General features: G+C 57.3%; 14 protein-coding genes and 2 pseudogenes. 9 read left to right on the forward strand and 7 right to left on the reverse strand.

What is annotated here, in order from left to right; genetic code table 11:
- Position 1 precedes the first annotated feature (1 nt).
- The 3 genes from NLM33_RS41205 (at position 2) to NLM33_RS41215 (ending at position 6480) form a co-directional block, all read left to right on the forward strand.
- Positions 2-2008: an SEL1-like repeat protein gene (locus tag NLM33_RS41205; protein ID WP_254104146.1), complete on the forward strand. Its 2007-nt coding sequence runs from the start codon at positions 2-4 to the stop codon at positions 2006-2008.
- 142 nt (positions 2009-2150) lie between these two features.
- Complete coding sequence (locus tag NLM33_RS41210) at positions 2151-5699, forward strand: rhamnan synthesis F family protein (protein ID WP_254104147.1); 3549 nt, start codon at positions 2151-2153, stop codon at positions 5697-5699.
- Positions 5700-5718: 19 nt separating this feature from the next.
- A complete protein-coding gene (locus tag NLM33_RS41215; RefSeq protein WP_254104148.1) occupies positions 5719-6480 on the forward strand; it encodes a class I SAM-dependent methyltransferase in 762 nt (253 codons plus the stop codon).
- Positions 6481-6561: 81 nt separating this feature from the next.
- Here NLM33_RS41215 and NLM33_RS41220 read toward each other — a convergent pair whose 3' ends face one another.
- Positions 6562-7290 (reverse strand): hypothetical protein, encoded by a 729-nt coding sequence (locus NLM33_RS41220; protein WP_254104149.1) that lies wholly within the window; start codon positions 7288-7290, stop codon positions 6562-6564.
- Between the two features lie 78 nt (positions 7291-7368).
- Here NLM33_RS41220 and NLM33_RS49995 point away from each other — a divergent pair, with 78 nt between their 5' ends.
- The gene (locus NLM33_RS49995) at positions 7369-8730 is read left to right on the forward strand and encodes a BNR-4 repeat-containing protein (protein WP_371930056.1); all 1362 of its coding nucleotides are present in this window, start codon (positions 7369-7371) and stop codon (positions 8728-8730) included.
- Positions 8731-8805: 75 nt separating this feature from the next.
- Here the strand turns inward: NLM33_RS49995 and NLM33_RS41225 are convergent.
- From NLM33_RS41225 to NLM33_RS41235, 3 genes and pseudogenes are all read right to left on the reverse strand, one after another.
- Positions 8806-8976, reverse strand: a pseudogene (locus NLM33_RS41225) (dTDP-glucose 4,6-dehydratase); the annotation flags it as partial.
- A gap of 152 nt (positions 8977-9128) precedes the next feature.
- Positions 9129-10318, reverse strand: a protein-coding gene (locus NLM33_RS41230; RefSeq protein ID WP_254104150.1) for an IS3 family transposase whose coding sequence is annotated in 2 segments (ribosomal slippage) — positions 9129-10069 and positions 10069-10318 — 1191 coding nt in all. Because the reading frame shifts where the segments join, the coding sequence is not laid out codon by codon here.
- 60 nt (positions 10319-10378) lie between these two features.
- Positions 10379-10561 (reverse strand): annotated as a pseudogene (locus NLM33_RS41235) (transposase domain-containing protein); the annotation flags it as partial.
- Between the two features lie 39 nt (positions 10562-10600).
- On the opposite strand from NLM33_RS41235, the gene NLM33_RS49420 reads away from it, so the two are divergent.
- The 3 genes from NLM33_RS49420 to NLM33_RS41250 are packed head-to-tail and all read left to right on the forward strand — an operon-like array spanning position 10601 to position 12551.
- Positions 10601-11071: a transposase gene (locus tag NLM33_RS49420; protein WP_371930057.1), complete on the forward strand. Its 471-nt coding sequence runs from the start codon at positions 10601-10603 to the stop codon at positions 11069-11071.
- Positions 11068-11424 carry an IS66 family insertion sequence element accessory protein TnpB gene (gene tnpB, locus NLM33_RS41245; protein ID WP_254104151.1) on the forward strand — a complete coding sequence of 119 codons (357 nt, stop codon included), beginning with the start codon at positions 11068-11070 and terminating at the stop codon, positions 11422-11424. Before NLM33_RS49420 ends, tnpB begins: the two co-directional genes overlap by 4 nt.
- Before the next feature lie 50 nt (positions 11425-11474).
- Positions 11475-12551: an IS66 family transposase gene (locus NLM33_RS41250; RefSeq protein WP_254104152.1), complete on the forward strand. Its 1077-nt coding sequence runs from the start codon at positions 11475-11477 to the stop codon at positions 12549-12551.
- Between the two features lie 91 nt (positions 12552-12642).
- Here NLM33_RS41250 and NLM33_RS41255 read toward each other — a convergent pair whose 3' ends face one another.
- Positions 12643-13668 carry an IS110 family transposase gene (locus NLM33_RS41255; RefSeq protein WP_254104153.1) on the reverse strand — a complete coding sequence of 342 codons (1026 nt, stop codon included), beginning with the start codon at positions 13666-13668 and terminating at the stop codon, positions 12643-12645.
- A gap of 11 nt (positions 13669-13679) precedes the next feature.
- Here NLM33_RS41255 and NLM33_RS41260 point away from each other — a divergent pair, with 11 nt between their 5' ends.
- Together NLM33_RS41260 and NLM33_RS41265 are read left to right on the forward strand one after the other, a co-directional pair.
- On the forward strand, positions 13680-13907 hold the full coding sequence (locus NLM33_RS41260) for an IS66 family transposase (RefSeq protein ID WP_254104154.1): 228 nt from the start codon (positions 13680-13682) through the stop codon (positions 13905-13907).
- Between the two features lie 3 nt (positions 13908-13910).
- Positions 13911-14324, forward strand: a complete 414-nt coding sequence (locus tag NLM33_RS41265) for a transposase (protein WP_371930171.1) — start codon at positions 13911-13913, stop codon at positions 14322-14324.
- On the opposite strand, the gene NLM33_RS50000 is transcribed toward NLM33_RS41265, so the two are convergent.
- Together NLM33_RS50000 and NLM33_RS41270 are read right to left on the reverse strand one after the other, a co-directional pair.
- Positions 14230-14619 (reverse strand): helix-turn-helix domain-containing protein, encoded by a 390-nt coding sequence (locus tag NLM33_RS50000; RefSeq protein ID WP_371930172.1) that lies wholly within the window; start codon positions 14617-14619, stop codon positions 14230-14232. The genes NLM33_RS41265 and NLM33_RS50000 overlap by 95 nt on opposite strands.
- A 68-nt stretch (positions 14620-14687) precedes the next feature.
- On the reverse strand, positions 14688-16151 hold the full coding sequence (locus NLM33_RS41270; protein WP_254106133.1) for a recombinase family protein: 1464 nt from the start codon (positions 16149-16151) through the stop codon (positions 14688-14690).
- Positions 16152-16176 lie beyond the last annotated feature (25 nt).

Below are 16176 nucleotides of genomic sequence, written 5' to 3' on the forward strand. Positions count from 1 at the left end.
AATGCGGCGTGGTCCGGCTGAGGCAGCGTTCGAGCGCGGCCACTATCTGGAGGCACTAAAGCTCTGGAAGCGAGCTTCGCAAAACGGCGACGCGGAAGCGGACTATCGGATCGGCATGCTCTACGCCAAGAACCAGGGAGTAGCGGGCAGCATTCCCGACGCCGCGGTGTGGTACGAACGTGCGGCGCAGCGAGGTCACGCCGAGGCGCAATATCAACTCGGCCTGATATATCTGTACGGAGTTAACGCCAGCCTCGGACCGAATAGGCCGGAGACCTGGCGTCAATCCTCCGCCGCGCGATTGGGCGATACCGCGTCGAATGTGCATCACCTGATATTCCCGCACGGGACCAGTGTCGCTAAGGACATTTGCGCCGCGTTTCGCTGGATATCGGCCGCGGCCGAAGCCGGCAAAGCGGATGCTCAGACCATCCTGGGCAATCTCTACAGCGAAGGGCGGGGGTGCATGAAGGACTTCGCTGCTGCACTTCGATGGTATCGGGCGGCAGCCGATCAGAAATTTGCACCAGCCGAGTTCGCGCTCGGCGATGTCTATTATCAGGGGCGCGGCGTACTCGTCGATTGCGCGCAGGCTGCGATCTGGTATGGCAAGGCCGCCGCGCAGGATCATGTGAGGGCACAGATTGGGCTCGCATTCATGACGTTGAAGGGTATGGGCTTGCCCGAGAACCCGACTGAGGCTGCTCGCCTGTTCCAGAGAGCGGCCATGCATGATGATCCGATCGCACTCTACAACATCGGCTTGCTACGGCTTAGCGGCAAGGGCGTCGCCAAAGACATCGATCGCGCCGAGACCGCGCTGCGCGAGGCGGCGCGGAAGGATTACCTTCCGGCAATTCAGGCACTCGCGGGATTCTATTCGAACGGAGCCGATGCTGAGCCCGATTCGCGGGAGGCGGCGGCTTGGTGCGAGAAGGCCGCTGAGCGGGGCGATGTGCGGGCGCAATTCCTAGTCGGCCGGTTCTATGCGACTGGTGTCGGTGTCTCGCCCAACATTCGTCGGGCCGCAAAGTGGTTCGAGCGCGCGGCCGAGAACGGTCACTTCACTGCCGCTTTCAACCTTGCAATCTTCTATCTCAATGGCTCCGGCGTTCAGCGCAATGTGGAGGCCGCGATCAAATGGTTCGAGCGCGCTGCCGATGGCGGCTTCTGCGCGGCGCAGGTGCAGCTCGGAAAGCTCTACTCGATGGGGGCGGGCGTTCCGAAAGATCAGGAAATGGCGTCCGAATGGCTGAGCAAAGCCGCCGGCAGCGGAGATCCTGACGCCAAGACCGCCTATGCGCTCTTCCTGCTTCATCAGAATGCGTCCGATGATGACGTTGCACGCGCGCACTCCTTATTGGGAGAGGCCGCCGAGGCCGGTCATCCCCCGGCGGCGTTTCAACTAGGCGCGCTGAAAATGGGTAGGTTCGGCGGGACCGTCGATATGCTAGGCGCCACCCCATGGCTCACGCGCGCAGCGGATGCCGGCCATGTCGAGGCGCAGTATATGCTGGGACTCCTCCATCTGGATCCGAAGAGCGGCGCCGAGAATGCGCAGGCAGCAGCATCATGGATGGCCAAGGCGGCGCGCGCGGGGCATGCAGCCGCACAATTCCGGCTCGCCGTCATGTACTGCACGGGCTACGGGGTGGGCCTGGATCTTGCAGAGGGTGTGAACTGGTACGAGGCCGCTGCAGAGCAGGGACATACGGTTGCGCAGTACAACCTTGCCGTGATGCTCGGGAGGGGACAGGGGCGCGAGGCTGACGTGACGAAGGCGACGGAATGGTTTCAGAGGGCCGCCGAGCGTGGCATGGCCGAAGCGCAGGTTGCGCTGGGCGACGCGTTGATGTCGGGCCGGGGCACCACGCGGGATTGCGACGCTGCGGTGAACTGGTATCAATACGCGGCGAGGCAGCGCAATGAGGGCGCCGTGCGCCGCCTCCGGTCGATTGGCGCGACAAGCGACAGGACCTTCACACGGGAGACAGAATCTCTGCGCTAGTCATCCTTCGAGTCTTAGACCTTCAATCTTACGACTCGACGTCGTTATTCAGTGAATTCTGCTCGACTTCTGAGGCTCAGTTCTTGCATCGCAGTCGTCGTGCGGCGCAATAGTCGCGTTGGTGATTGATCGAAAAATGGGAATGTCCAAATATACGTCCTTCGCTGAGATCGAAGGCTTGCTTGATGCCACGCCGTACTTCGATCCGGAGTGGTACGTCCGGCATAACTCGATCACCTTGGCACCCGATCAAACTCCCGAGCAGCATTTTAGGGACGTGGGGTGGGCCGCCCATCTCCAACCGAGCTTCTATTTTTCGCCCAGATGGTACTTGTCAAAGTATCCAGACATCAAAAGGGCTGGGATGAATCCCTACTCTCACTTCTTGCTGAGGGGGATCAACGAGGACAGAGAGGCCGCCGAATTTGTGAAGAGCGGAGAGCTGACTTTTGACGCATCAAAAGTGAGGCAGATTGTAAAGGAGTCAGGCCTTTTCTCCTCTGAATGGTACGTTTTCAAAAATAAGGACGTTGCGGGAGCAGGTATCGACCCTCTCTCTCATTTCAACGGGAAGGGATACCGCGAGAACCGGACGCCAAATCCAATTTTCGATTTGAAGTTCTACAAGTTGGCCAACAGCGATTTGGAGGCTTTCGGCTGGAATCCTCTTCTGCACTACATATTTGTTGGCTCGCTGAAGGACCGATCTCCGAACGCGCTGTTTTCTCATGCATGGTACTCAACCAAGTACGGTCCATTCAACGAAGATCGAACGCCCTTGGCTGACTTTTTATTGCACCTGGACGATCGGGATCCTAGTCCATTCCTCAATTCGGATTGGTATCTGAAAACGCATCCCGATGCTGCGGGCTACCCCGGAGGACCGCTTAAGCATTATCTGGAGATCGGATTTCTAGAAGGACGCGATCCATCGCCAGATTTCGATACTAACGGCTATATCAATGCAAACATGGACGTGAAGGCGTCCAAAGCAAATCCTTTGGTTCATTTCCTTCTGTTTGGGCAAAAGGAGGGGCGGGCTCCAAAACCGGAAGCCCGCAACCGACAAACCACACTATTTCGTGTCGGTGTACCCGAGTATGGCCCATTCGAGCAGGTGTTCTCATACGATCGAAAGGTTGTGGGATCTCCTAAGATCGCAGTCCACCTCCACTTGTTCTACCCCGAGCTATCCGAGGAATTGGCCGACTATCTAGCTAACATTCCGATCGATTTTGACCTCTACATATCTGTGCCTAAATCGGTCAATGACCTGCTGAGCATAGAGGCGCACTTCCGAATGCTTCTTCCGAATGTAGATCTGATCGACGTTTGGCATTGCGAAAATCGTGGTCGAGATATGGCGCCCCTTTTTGTGGATCTGGCTGATGAGATCCTAAAGTACGATCTGCTTTGTCACCTCCATTCAAAACGTTCGGCGCACAACTTCGCACATGGCGATTGGCGACGGTTTCTCTGTCACCATATTCTCGGATCGGAGGAACTCGTAAGATCTATTCTCAATCAATTTGAAACGCGGCCTGGTCTCGGACTGTTGCATCCGCCATACCATGGGGCGCTTCGCAGCCAACCAAATTGGGGCAAGAACCGAGCCGTTGTGGACGCTGCGCTCGATCGTATAGGCCTGGAGTACACCGGAGACGTGTGCCCGGATTATCCAGCCGGTTCATTTCTCTGGGTACGGCCACCTGCGATTGCGCCAATCTTAACCGCAAAGCTCACACTCGATGAGTTTGCTCCCGAAGAAGGACAGCTAGATGGAACGTTTGCCCATGCGCTTGAAAGGCTTTTGGGCATTGTTCCATTGACCCTTGGATACCAGGTAAGCTGCATCTCTGTCGACGTTGCGCACAACCTCACGAGCTACTATCACCCGAAGAGGCTCTATAAGCCTCTCGAGCGAGATCGTACGGAGGATATCCTGCAATATCGCGCCAGCCGGAAGAATAAGGGACGTGGGCGAACTGCTGTTTGCACAGCCGTGTTTGGAGATTTCGATACTCTGCTTCTTCCAGAAGTTTTGGAGGACGATTGCGACTACTATTGCTTCAGCGATAATCAAGTCGATGGTTATGGCGTATTCAACATTATACAGGCAGACTACCGCGATCCTGATCCGCGACGAAGCGCGCGTTACGTCAAAACGCACTTGACTAATTATTGCGTCGACTACGAGAATTTCGTCTGGGTCGATGCAAACGTCCTTATTCGGCGGACCCTCCAGCCCTATTTGGATATGCTAGGAGGCGATATTTCTCTGGCGGCAATCGCCCATCCGCTTCGAGAGACTTGCTTCGAAGAAGCGTCAATCTGCAAAGAGATGAAGCTGGACGAAGCCGATCTTATCAACGAGCAAGTCCGGAGGTACGTGACAATCTCCGAGTTGGCGTCAAGCCAACTGATCGAAACAAACTTCTTCTGCTTCCTCGGACAGCGCAAAGAAATTCGAGAGATGTTCAGGGTTTGGTGGACCGAAATGGACCGCTTCAGCCGCCGAGATCAGATTGGTATCAACTACGCGATCTTTAAGAGTGGCGTTAATTGGAAGCCTGTGTTCGCAGATCGACTCTCGCTTCGGGATGCTCCCGATTTCTGCCTCTTTGAACACGGCATGAATAAATGGCCCGGCCGGCCACTCTCGGATCAACCGTGGTACAGGCCTGCGAGAGTATCCTTTGCAGAGGGGGCGCCCTTGGACCGGAGGAGGGGCGCTAAAGACAAGACGGCAGCCAAGCGCTCCGGCGTGCGCGAGCCGACAGTGGATATCGTTGTCTGCGTCCATAACGCGCTAGACGACGTCTTGAAGTGCATTCGGTCGTTGGTCGATCAGGCGGATCACAACTTTAGACTTATTTTGGTTGATGACGCATCTGACAAGCCAACCAAATTGGCGATCGAGCGCTTTCAGTACTCTTGGCTAGAGCATACGATCCTACCACTTGCTGCGCGCGGCGGTTACACGAGGGCGGTGAATGCAGCACTGCGCCAATCGAAAGCGGATGCGGTCGTTCTACTCAATAGTGATACGCTCGTTCCTCCTACAGGCATTAGGAAGTTGCGCAGTGCTCTTTTCAGCTCGGATGCTCGCGGAATAGTTGGTCCACTCTCAAATGCTGCAAGCTATCAGTCCGTGCCTAGCGTTAAGGGAGCTGTTGGACAAACGGCCATCAATCCTTTACCCGAAGGCATGACTGTTCACGATTTGGATCAGCATCTTGAAGCGAGCTGGAATGGGATCTATCCGCTGACGCCCCTAGTCCACGGGTTTTGTCTGTGTATCCGACGAGCAGTGCTCGAGGCGATTGGCGAGTTTGATGAGAGTGCGTTTCCATTTGGATATGGAGAGGAGAACGATTTTTGTTTTCGTGCGGCGGATGCTGGCTTTGAACTGGCCATTGCCACGAACACGTACGTTTTCCATGCAAAGTCCAAGAGCTACTCCGATGCCGAACGAACCAAGTATATGGAGGCAGGCGCTGAGGCATTGTTCAAGAAGCACTCGAAACGGCGGGTAAAGGCTGCCGTGAAGTTTATGGAAGAGAATCCGCTCTTGAACAGCGTTCGTTCCCTGGCTGCTGCACTGTTTGATGATAAGGAAAAGCAGGTTAGCCAGGCACAAGCAATTAAGGAAAACGTTAGCCTAGGGCTGGAGGTTGTTGGGAAGTTGTGAGTTAGGTGGAGCTAAACCGATGGAACGACCCGTGTTGGAAGTGGACGGCAAAGTGCTTCCTCTTCCCCCGAGAGACTTGCTATTTATGAACGAAACTTGGGAGAGCTTTCCCAAGAATGGAGCGGGTCTTCTTGCTTTGGGCACTCGGGTTCTGCAGCTTCGCGGACGACCGGTTATCGACATTGGTTGTGGCTTCGGCCGTATCGCATACGCCCTAGCGGCAAAGGGATATCGCGGCAATTATTGGGGCGCGGACGTGCTTGCGCCTCAGATCAACTGGCTGCAATCCAATTTGTCTCCGGTGCTGCCAAATTATGAATTTCATCACTTTGACGCAATGAACGATCGCTACAATGCGTCGGGCAAGCTAGAAACGGAAGACTTCAGAATAGATAGGCGATACGCATCTCCTGATGCGATCTTTGTCCTAAGCGTCTTTACACATATGTATGAAGCGGACGTGATCACCTATCTGAAGGAAATTGTATCGGTCATGGATGAGAAGAGCGTGATATACGCTACATTCTTTCTATCGAATGGCGAGAGTAGGCGTTTGGAATCGCTCAAGCAGTCTTCATATCCAATGAAGTATGTGTTGAATGATCACTGTTCCTATTTCAACGCGGACGATCCGTTGCACGCGATCTCTTTTGATGAGATCTGGTTGCGAGAGGTCCTGGCTGAATTGGGCCTTCACACTGCGGCCGCATTCTATGGTACTTGGGCGGGAAGAAAGAGCGTCTTAAGCTTTCAGGATTCGCTCTTTTTGATGAAGGCTTAGCTTCCAGGAGGCCGTAGTTGGCCGGAGGCCGGTTGGCTGCAATCTTGCTGCCGAAGGTCGCAAGCCGTGGGAGCGCCTAGGTCAGGTCTTAGCTACACCCACAATCTTGGTACGTAATCTCTTTGGGGGCGGATTGGTGCCCAATCGAAATATCATCATGCTGTCGAGTAGCTCGATTGAGACCAGCCTACGTCGCAGGTCGGATATTTCAGTCTGATGTTGATTGATCCATTTGGCATCGTCGAATGATTCAGACGTTCCGGCTGCAACGAACCACTCATGCAATGTATCGAACTGTTGAATCAGAAAATTCGACAGGTCGGCCTTGCTTGGAGGTGCCTGCCAATACGCGGCATGAGTGTCCTCAATGACGTAGGCGCATCTAGTTGATCGTATGAGTGCCTGGAACGATGCGATCTGGTCGGAGACGAGGTGACTTCCATCGTCGATAACGATGTCGAAGCCCCCAAATTGTGCCGAGAGGTCTGACAAGAACCGTTGATCGCCCTGGTCTCCGATTGCGACCTTTATATTCGCTTTTTCGTACGTCTTGCAGTGTGGATTCTTGTCGACGCCTACAATAACGCTATCTGATGAAAAGTATTCACTCCAGAGGCGAAGAGAGCCACCGCGGTAGACGCCAATCTCAAGCAAGGCAACTTTTGGTGGAAGTCCGAGAAACAGTTCAGAGTACTTAGTGATATAATGTTCCCACTTATCGATGTCAGGGCGCGAATGCTTGTAGAATCGTTCCGCCAGTGTCGGCGATCGATTGTTAAAAGCGCGCGAAACAAGTCGACGTAGTCGCATCACAATCCATTCTGCAAACGTTGACTCTTTGAAGCGGTCGGCACCTATACTGCCTTCCCTATGGAGACTATATTACCAATGCTAGAGTTGCAACGAACTCTGTTGCGCTTCTGGAAAGCGATTCTTGTATTCGCGGTGCTTTGCGTTCTCGGACTTGCTTGGGCTGCAGATGAGAAGCGGCCCGCGATTGTGCTGGTAGATACTGTTTGGACCGGCACGAATTCACGATTTTCAAGTTTGACCGTGGGGGAGCGCGCGTTCATCGTATACTACAGCGCACAACGAAAATTCCGCGTTGCTTCCATAGATCTTGTCTCGGGAGCGGTGCAGCGTATTGAGCTTCCAGGTCGAACGCCTGGCTGGGACAGCCACGATGATACTAAGCTAGCTCTTGACGACCATGAAAGGCTGCATGTCATCTTTGTGAACCACGCTCAGCCTTTGAAATACTTTCATTCAGCGTCCCCGCTTTCGATCACAGACTTGTCACCGGCGTCAATGACGGGAAGAAACGAGGGGCACGTGACCTATCCCTCTTTTCAGAGGCTTGGAAAACGTCTGTTTATGGTCTTTCGGAATGGGGTAAGTGGTAATGGGGCGTGGTACGCGAATGTACTCAATGGTAGGAACTGGAGTCGCCTTTCCGAAGCGCCCCTCTTCTCTGATAGGATGGAAGATAAGTCCGTGAGTGCATACCCGACGCCGTTCGTAGCAGGGCCGAACGGTGAGATCAATGTCGCGATTGTCTGGCGGAAAACCCCGGACGTGGCATCAAATTTCAGAGTTTGCTTTGTCAAAAGTGGCGACCTTGCTGCTTGGAACAGAGCTAACGGTGATCCACTCTTCGGCTCAATCAATCCAACGAATTGCGATGTCGTAGATGATGTGGGTGAGGGGCAAGGCCTAGTCAACAATGCCCAACTGAACGTAACCACGGAGGGTACTCCGCTCATTGTCTACACAAAGTTCGATGAAGGCCGGAGAAATGGTATATACCTTGCGTATAAGATGGGAGGTTGGAGAACTGTAAAGCTGATTTCTTCCAGTAGCTCAACCGATATTGTTGGGAGGGGATCGCTCCCTGGACTTCCATCGTTCTCAGCGCCTACCATCGCAGGCGGAGTTGGCAAGATTCGCGTGAACTTTCCGAGTGAGGCAGCCGCTGACGTGAGCTTCAACGCAAGCGCTCTCGGTCTTGCCGATACCAAATCAAACGATGTTCCCAGGTTCCAATTTCCCGCAATATCGACCGACGATCTCTCCGAGCCAGTAACGCTTTCGTCAGTTGCGGAGCCCTATCCTCCGCACAGGTACGACGTCGTTTTTCGCTGGGTCTCGCAAGGACCGCATTCAGACATTCCTCGATCTTGCACCGATTCTCAGCCGCACGCTTGCATGCCGAGACCTGCACAGCTGTTGGCCTATATCTTCAAGCGTTAGACGACTTGGGCAAGCGCGGGAGGACTTGGCCTGCCAGTCTCGTTCGCTTCGCCGCACGCGGGAAGCCTACGGCAGCTACTCGGTCAACCCCAGCCGGTTCGCGGTATACCGACGCTCCAGGATCGCGTGCCACCACGGCTTCTGCTCGATATACCAGCGCACCGTCTTGTCGATGCCGCTCTCGAAGTTCTCCACGGCGCTCCAGCCGAGATCGCGTTCGAGCTTGGAGGCGTCGATGGCGTACCGTATGCACACGAGGAGGGCCGCGTGATCGGCTGGTGCGCGCGTAAACAGTCCGCTCTATGATCGTCGCGTGTGAGGTTCAGGCCGCCCGCTGATCGGCAGTGGCCTGTTTTTTAGCTTCGAGCAGGCGCTTCCACTGACCTTGCCCCCAAGATTTATCCAGTCCTGAGTTCGCTCTGGCTGGTGGATTTACCCGAATGGTCGGTGGTAGCGACGGGAGCTGGTGCGGAGCCATCGGCATAGCGCAGCGCCAGATCCCGTCGCGGGTTGCAGGTGAATGCGAACTCCGATGGTGTCTTCCATCCGAGCTGCGAGTGAGGTCGCGCATCGTTGTAGTCGGCCCGCCAATGTCCGAGTTCGACCCTTGCCTGGGCCAGCGAAGTGAATAGCGTCTCGTTCAGCAATTCGTCTCGGAGCCGGCCATTGAAGCTCTCGATGAAGGCATTCTGCGTTGGCTTGCCCGGCGCGATGTAATGCCAGGCGACGCGGCTCTGATCGGCCCATGTCAGGATGGCGTTGCTGGTCAGTTCGGTGCCATTGTCGCTGACCACCATTTTGGGCTTTCCGCGCTCGATGATCAGCCGGTCAAGCTCCCGAGCCACCCGGGAGCCGGACAGCGAGGTATCGGCCACCAACGCTAGGCACTCGCGCGTGCACTCGTCGACCACGGTCAGGATGCGGAAGCGGCGGCCATCGGTGAGCTGATCCGAGACGAAGTCGAGCGACCAGCGGTCATTCGGCGCTATCGGCACCACCATCGGCGCCCTGGTCCCGAGCGCTCGCTTGCGGCCACCACGGCGACGGACCACGAGCCTCTCTTCCCGATAGAGCCGGAACAGCTTCTTGTGGTTGACCAGATAGCCCTCCCGCTTGAGCAGAACATGCAGGCGCCGATAGCCGAAGCGACGGCGCACCTCGGCGATCGCTCTCATGCGTTGGCGTAGGGCAGCATCATCCGCCCGGGTCGTCCGATATCTAACGGTCATGCGGCAACAGCCGATGGCTTTACACGCCCGCCGTTCGCTCATCCCGTGGGCGTCCACGAGATGGGCGACAGCTTTCCGCTTCCCGGCGGGCGTCACCACTTCTTTCCCAGGAGGTCCTTCAACGCCGCATTGTCCAGCATGGCGTCGGCCAAAAGTCGCTTCAGCCTCGTGTTCTCGTCCTCCAGCGTCCTCAGCCGTTTGGCCTCCGAGACCTCCATCCCGCCAAACTTGGCTTTCCATTTGTAGATGCTGGCGTCGCTGACACCGTGCTTGCGGCACAGATCTGCAACCGACACGCCAGCCTCGTGCTCCTTCAAAATCGCGATGATCTGCTCTTCCGTAAAGCGGCTGCGCTTCATGCTCTGGTCCTCATATGGGCCAGAGCGAACTTCAATCTGGATTAAGTCCAGGGGGCAAGGTCACCACTCCCAGGGCAGCAGTTCGTGCAGACGCGAGGCGGGCAGATCAGCGATACGGGCCAGGACGTCGGCGAGCCATGCTTTGGGATCGACGTCGTTCAAACGGCAGGTGGTGATTATCGTCAGCATGACGGCGCAACGTTGAGCGCCGCGCTCGCTGCCTGCAAAGGTCCAGTTGCGCCGATAGCGGTACGACGACCCCACCTCGTTTAGGTGGGCGAGATGAGCGAGACTCGTGCGTGGATAGACAACGTGAGGGACGCTCATTCCATGCATCAAGACAGACATCACGACAGGCATGATGCCGCCTCCTATCAGCGGATCGAGGTGATCACGGGGGAGAGGCGACGGCGCAGTTGGAGCGATGCGGAGAAGGCGCGGATCGTGGCCGAGAGCGCCGATCCGGAGACGAGCATTTCCGAGGTGGCTCGACGCAACGGGGTCAACCGGGGACTGCTCAGTGTGTGGCGGCGCCAAGCGCGGCTCGCGTCGAGCGAAGTGCCGCAGTTCGTGCAAGTCAGGCTCGACGCCGCCGTCGAGGCGCAGCCAAACGCGATCGATAAGGCGCAGGTTCTGGTGAGTCCGGCCGAGCGGATCGAGGTGATGATCGCGGGCGCGACGGTGCGCGTGCCCGTCGGCGTCGACGCCGCGACGCTGGAGCGCGTGCTGGCGGCGGTGAGGTCGACGCGATGATCTCGTTTGGTCCAATGGTCCGCGTGTTCGTCGCGACGCAGCCGATTGACTTTCGCAAAGGCGTTCATGGCCTGGTCGCGCTGGTAGCGGAGGGATTAGGCGGCAAGCCCTACACCGGCGACGTTTATGTCTTCCGATCGAAGCGATCGGATCGTTTGAAGCTACTGGTTTTTGACGGCTCGGGAATGGTTCTAGCGACGAAGTGGCTCGAGAATGGGAGCTTCGCCTGGCCACCTGTTCGCGAGGGTACGATGCCGGTGACGGGGGGACAACTGGCGATGCTGATCGAAGGTCTTGCGGAGTGGTCGCGTGTGGTCCCGAAGGTGACGAAGCGGCCGACGAAAGTTGCCTGAATCGTCTTGTTTTGCTGGCGATTGCGAGTGTGTTCATGTAGCTCTGCGATATGGCGCTTCGCCCTGAAGATCTCCCCTCTGACCCTGCGGCTCTCGCCGAGATGGTGCTGGCTTTCGAAGGCGAGAACGACGATCTGCGCGCAGAGATCGCCACGTTGAAGAGCCTGATCTTCGGCGCGCGATCGGAGCGCTCGGCGATCGTCTGCGCCGAACAGATCGCGCTCGATCTGGAACGGACTGCGGGCGCGCAGCCTCCGGCCAATGACGACAAACCGGACGCGCGGAAACCGAAGCGGCGCAAACCCAGGCGCAACATCGGCGCGCTACCGGCGCATCTGCCCCGGGTCGAGCGGGTGATCGAGCCGGCGTCCACGCTCTGCCCGTGCTGCACGGGACAGATGCATCGGATCGGCGAGGAGAGCAGCGAAGCGCTCGATCGGGTTCGCGCGTGGTTGCGTGTACTCCGCACGATCCGTCCCAAATATGCCTGCCGCGCCTGTGAGGGCCCGATCGTCCAGGCCCCGGCACCGGTGCGGCTCGTCGAGGGCGGCATGGCGACGACGGCGCTGATCGCGCATATCGCCGCGGCCAAATATGCCTGGCAATCGACGCTCTACCGCCAGACGCAGATCCTGGCGGGCCAGGGTGTCGTCGTCGACCGTCAGACGCTGGCGCGCTGGATGGGGAGCGCGGCGTGGCTGGTCAGGGGCCTCTACGATCTGCAACTGAAGACCATGCATGGCTTCGAGCGGCTGTTCTGCGACGAGACGCCGCTGCCAGTTCTCGATCCGGGACGCGGTCGCACGAGGATCTGCCAGTTCTGGGCGCACGCGACGGACGATCGGGCGTGGAAGGGGCCGGCGCCGCCGGCGGTCGCCTACGTGTTCGCAGGCGGTCGCGGCAAGAAGGAGATCGTGGCGCAGTTGGCCGGCTTCGAAGGCGTGCTGCAAGTCGTGTGTGGACGCCCCGGTAAATGCAAGCAAAATCTCACTTCGGTACAGGCATGTGGTCGGGTGCTGACGTGTGTCCGGCCTCGTGATGCGACTTCGACACGTCGCGGGCCCTTATGGAATGCGTGGATCGGATTCAGTTCGGCTAGGCGTGCTTGTTGGCACTCATCGACTTAATAAATCTTCCAATCCAGTCTCTGACCGTTTGCCCATAATCCTCCGGTAGACCTTACCACATTCCCGACGTCTCGCTGCCTCTGATTCTGCGTTACGCAGTACCAGAAGCCGGAGTTTGATAGACGCCACCGTGGGCCATCAAGGCCCAAGCGATACGCGCCATTTTGTTTGCCAAAGCGACTGCGATCAGCTTTGGGGGCTTCTTCGAAACCATTCTCGCCAGCCAGGATCCGGCTGGCGCTCCATATCGTCTTGCCCATCGCACCACGGCGGTTGCACCAAGAACAAGGAGGCGTCGAAGATCTCGTTGGCCCATCCTGGAGATTTGGCCGAGCCTATCCTTACCTCCGGATGAATTCTGTTTAGGCGTGAGACCAATCCAGGCCGCGAAATCACGGCCTTTGGAAAAAGTCGCCGCCGAGGGCGCTAAGGCTTCCATCGCTGTGGCGCAGATTGCGCCGATGCCCGGAATGGTCATCAAGCGTGAGGCGACATCGTCCTGTCTGGCACGAACCCGTAGTCCTTTCTCCAGCTCTGCGATCTGTTTCGACAGGGATTCAATATGCTCTAGGAGATCCTGGCAAAGGCCGCGGGCGAGATCGGGCAGGTCGTGATATGTTTCCATCAGCTCCTTCAAACGAGAGATGTGTCTGATACCCTGAGCGACGATCAAGCCGTATTCCATCAGATGTCCGCGTAACGCATTGATCGTCTGCGTTCGCTGCCGAACCAACAGGTCGCGAACCTTGAATGCCATGGAAGAAGCCTGCTTCTCGGCACTCTTGACGCCGACGAAGCGCATCGTTGGGCGCGACGCGGCTTCGGCGATCGCTTCCGCATCTGCAGCATCGTTCTTCTGGCGCTTGAGGAATGGCTTCACGTAGGAGGGATTGATCAGCCGGACATCGTGACCGAATTTACCGATCTCCCGTCCCCAGTAATGAGCACTGGCGCAGGCCTCCATCGCGACCACACAGATTGGCAAGCTGGCGAAAAACTCGAGCAATCTGCCGCGGTTGAGCTTCTTGCGTAGAACAACCTTCCCGTCTGGCCCCGCGCCGTGGATCTGAAATACGTTTTTTGCCAAATCCAAACCAATGATGCTAATCTCGTTCATGGACGTCCTCCTTGCCGGGTCTTAAACACCCGCACTTTGGCACATTTGATGCCGTCGGGGGGGGCGTCCACTCCATCGGCTATGCCGCCTACGCCTCGCTGGTGGGCGATGCGAAGATGTCGGGCCAGATCCAGCTGGCGTATTGTCTCGTTCACGCGCGCCGCAACTTCGTGAGGGTGCACAAGACGACGAACTCACCCTTCGCCGCGGAGGTCATCGAGCGCATCGCAGCCGTCTAGGCGATCGAGGAGAGGATCCGCGGTCTCGGCGCCGGGGAACGCCGCGCGGCGCGACAGGCCGAGACGAAGCCGCTCATGGAGGCGTTGAAGGCTCGTCTGATCGCGGTGAAGGACGGGATCTCCCGCCGCTCGACGCTCATCAAGGCGATTGATTACATGCTCGAACGTTGGCAGGGTCTGATGGCGTTCCTGGATGACGGGCGGATCGAGCCGGACAGCAACACGGTCGAGCGATCGATCAGGCCGATTGCGATCGGAAAAAAGAACTCGTTGTTCAGCGGCGACGACGAGGGCGCTTCATACTACCCATCTGTCTATCTCCTTATAATTCAAGGCATTTCTGGTTGGCGTCGCAAGACGACGGACTGCGGCGCGATCGCCTGCGAGAGGCATCTTGGCGCACGTCCGGTCGCGTGAGATCAGATTGTTTGATGATCCATGTCGAGCCCTTGCATAAATGCTCCGCAGGCAATCGTCCCTCAATGATCATGCGACGTATCGTCGATGGACTGACGTCGAGCATCTCTGCTGCTTCGATTAACGAGCGCTCACCTCTATCCTGGCGTTCCCCCTCACGATAACGGGCGATCTCGCGGGTTCTGCGCAACGAACATACGCTCGTCCTCGTCCAGGACGCCCCGTGCGGGGTTGTTTTTCCGGAGCGATTAAGCAAGGCGGCGATCGAGTAGTCAGGCATTTGACGTGCGAGCATGCGCACAAGATCCACTACCTCGATGTCGGTCGTCCAACGCGTCACGCCGACACGGTTCTTCTTAACTTTCAGGCGGGTGTGATCGCCACCTTGCCAATGATGATGAGGTTCAGATGCTGATTGTCCTGATCCAGGTCGACGACGATTTCCGACAGCACTGTACGCAGGATCTTCTTCTTGATCTCCGACGTAACACCGGGGCGCTGCCAAGCTCTATTCAGATCGTCCCCGAGCTTAAGCAGCGCTTCGCGATCGCCGGCGCTAAGTCCAGGAGAAGGCGAACTGGCCAAACTCTCGATTTCTCGCTCAATTGTACGCACAGCTTGGATGCGCTCGTTCCAGCGACGCTCAAGTTCACCAGCGACGTGACGATTGTCGGGGTCGACCGCGTCATATTGGCGATACGCTCGGTTTGCTTCGTAATGCGCCTGTTCAAGAGACCTTTGGAGCTGAAGCAGTTTTTCCGACTGTTCGGCGCCCTGAGTTTTCATTGCATTTAGCGCAGCCTCAACGCCAAGCGGTTGAAGCCGCTCCAGCACCTCTCGCGCCACCATCCGATCGAGGCGCATTCCACCGAAGCCAAGACAGGCTGCGACGGCCGCCTTGTTGAAGTCTCCGCGGCAGACATATCTCTGCGTGTCGCCGCCTCTGCCGGAATACTGAACGTATAACCGCCGGCCACATCGCGCGCAGCGCAAAAGCCCAGGGAGAAGTGCTTCGCCGCGTCGGACGGCTCCTCGACCCAGGTAGCTCTTGCCGTTGGCATTGTCCGCAATGAGGCGCTGGTTTCGAACAAACTCATCCCAGGAGATGTAGCCCTCGTGATGGTCGCGGAGCAGCACGTCCCAGGCTTTCCAATCTCGTTGGGGATTTCGCTTTACCTTCTTCCGACCGTTCTCGACCGTCATCCAGACACCCCGTCGTCCGAACACGTAGGCACCGGCATACACAGGGTTGGTGAGCATGTGATTCAACGTCGTGTAGCTTGGTGTACGCCATTCGATTTTCGGATCGTGCGAACCTCCCGCGGCGAAGGGTAGTGCGATCTTCTCCTGGAGCAACCAGAGCAAGACCTGCCGGATCGATTGGAGCTCCACAAACTTCCTGAAGACAAGATCCAGGGACTCGCGGACACGTACGTCCGGGTTTTTCTCGATTCGATCATCCTTCGTCTTCACATACCCGACCGCGACCGTCGTGAAGTGCTCGCCGCGCCGGGCCTTTTGTTTGACGGCTTCGACTGATCGCTGTCGAATGACGCTGAGCTCCAGCTCGCTCATCGTGCCCTTCATCCCCAAGAGCAATCGATCGTTAATCGACCGAGAATCATAGACGCCATCTTCGTCGATAATGAGCGTGCCGACGGAGCCGCAAACTTCCAACAACGTGTGCCAGTCTCGACCGTTTCGAGCGAGGCGGGAAGCCTCGATTGAAAACACCGCACCGACGCGCCCCTCGCAGATTAACGCCAACAACCGCTCGAATCCACGTCTTGCAACGCCGCCGCCGGACTTGCCGAGATCATCATCAATAACCTCGACATCGCTCCAGCCGAGT

The sequence above is a fragment of the Bradyrhizobium sp. CCGUVB1N3 genome, from assembly GCF_024199925.1.
Classification (GTDB): domain Bacteria; phylum Pseudomonadota; class Alphaproteobacteria; order Rhizobiales; family Xanthobacteraceae; genus Bradyrhizobium.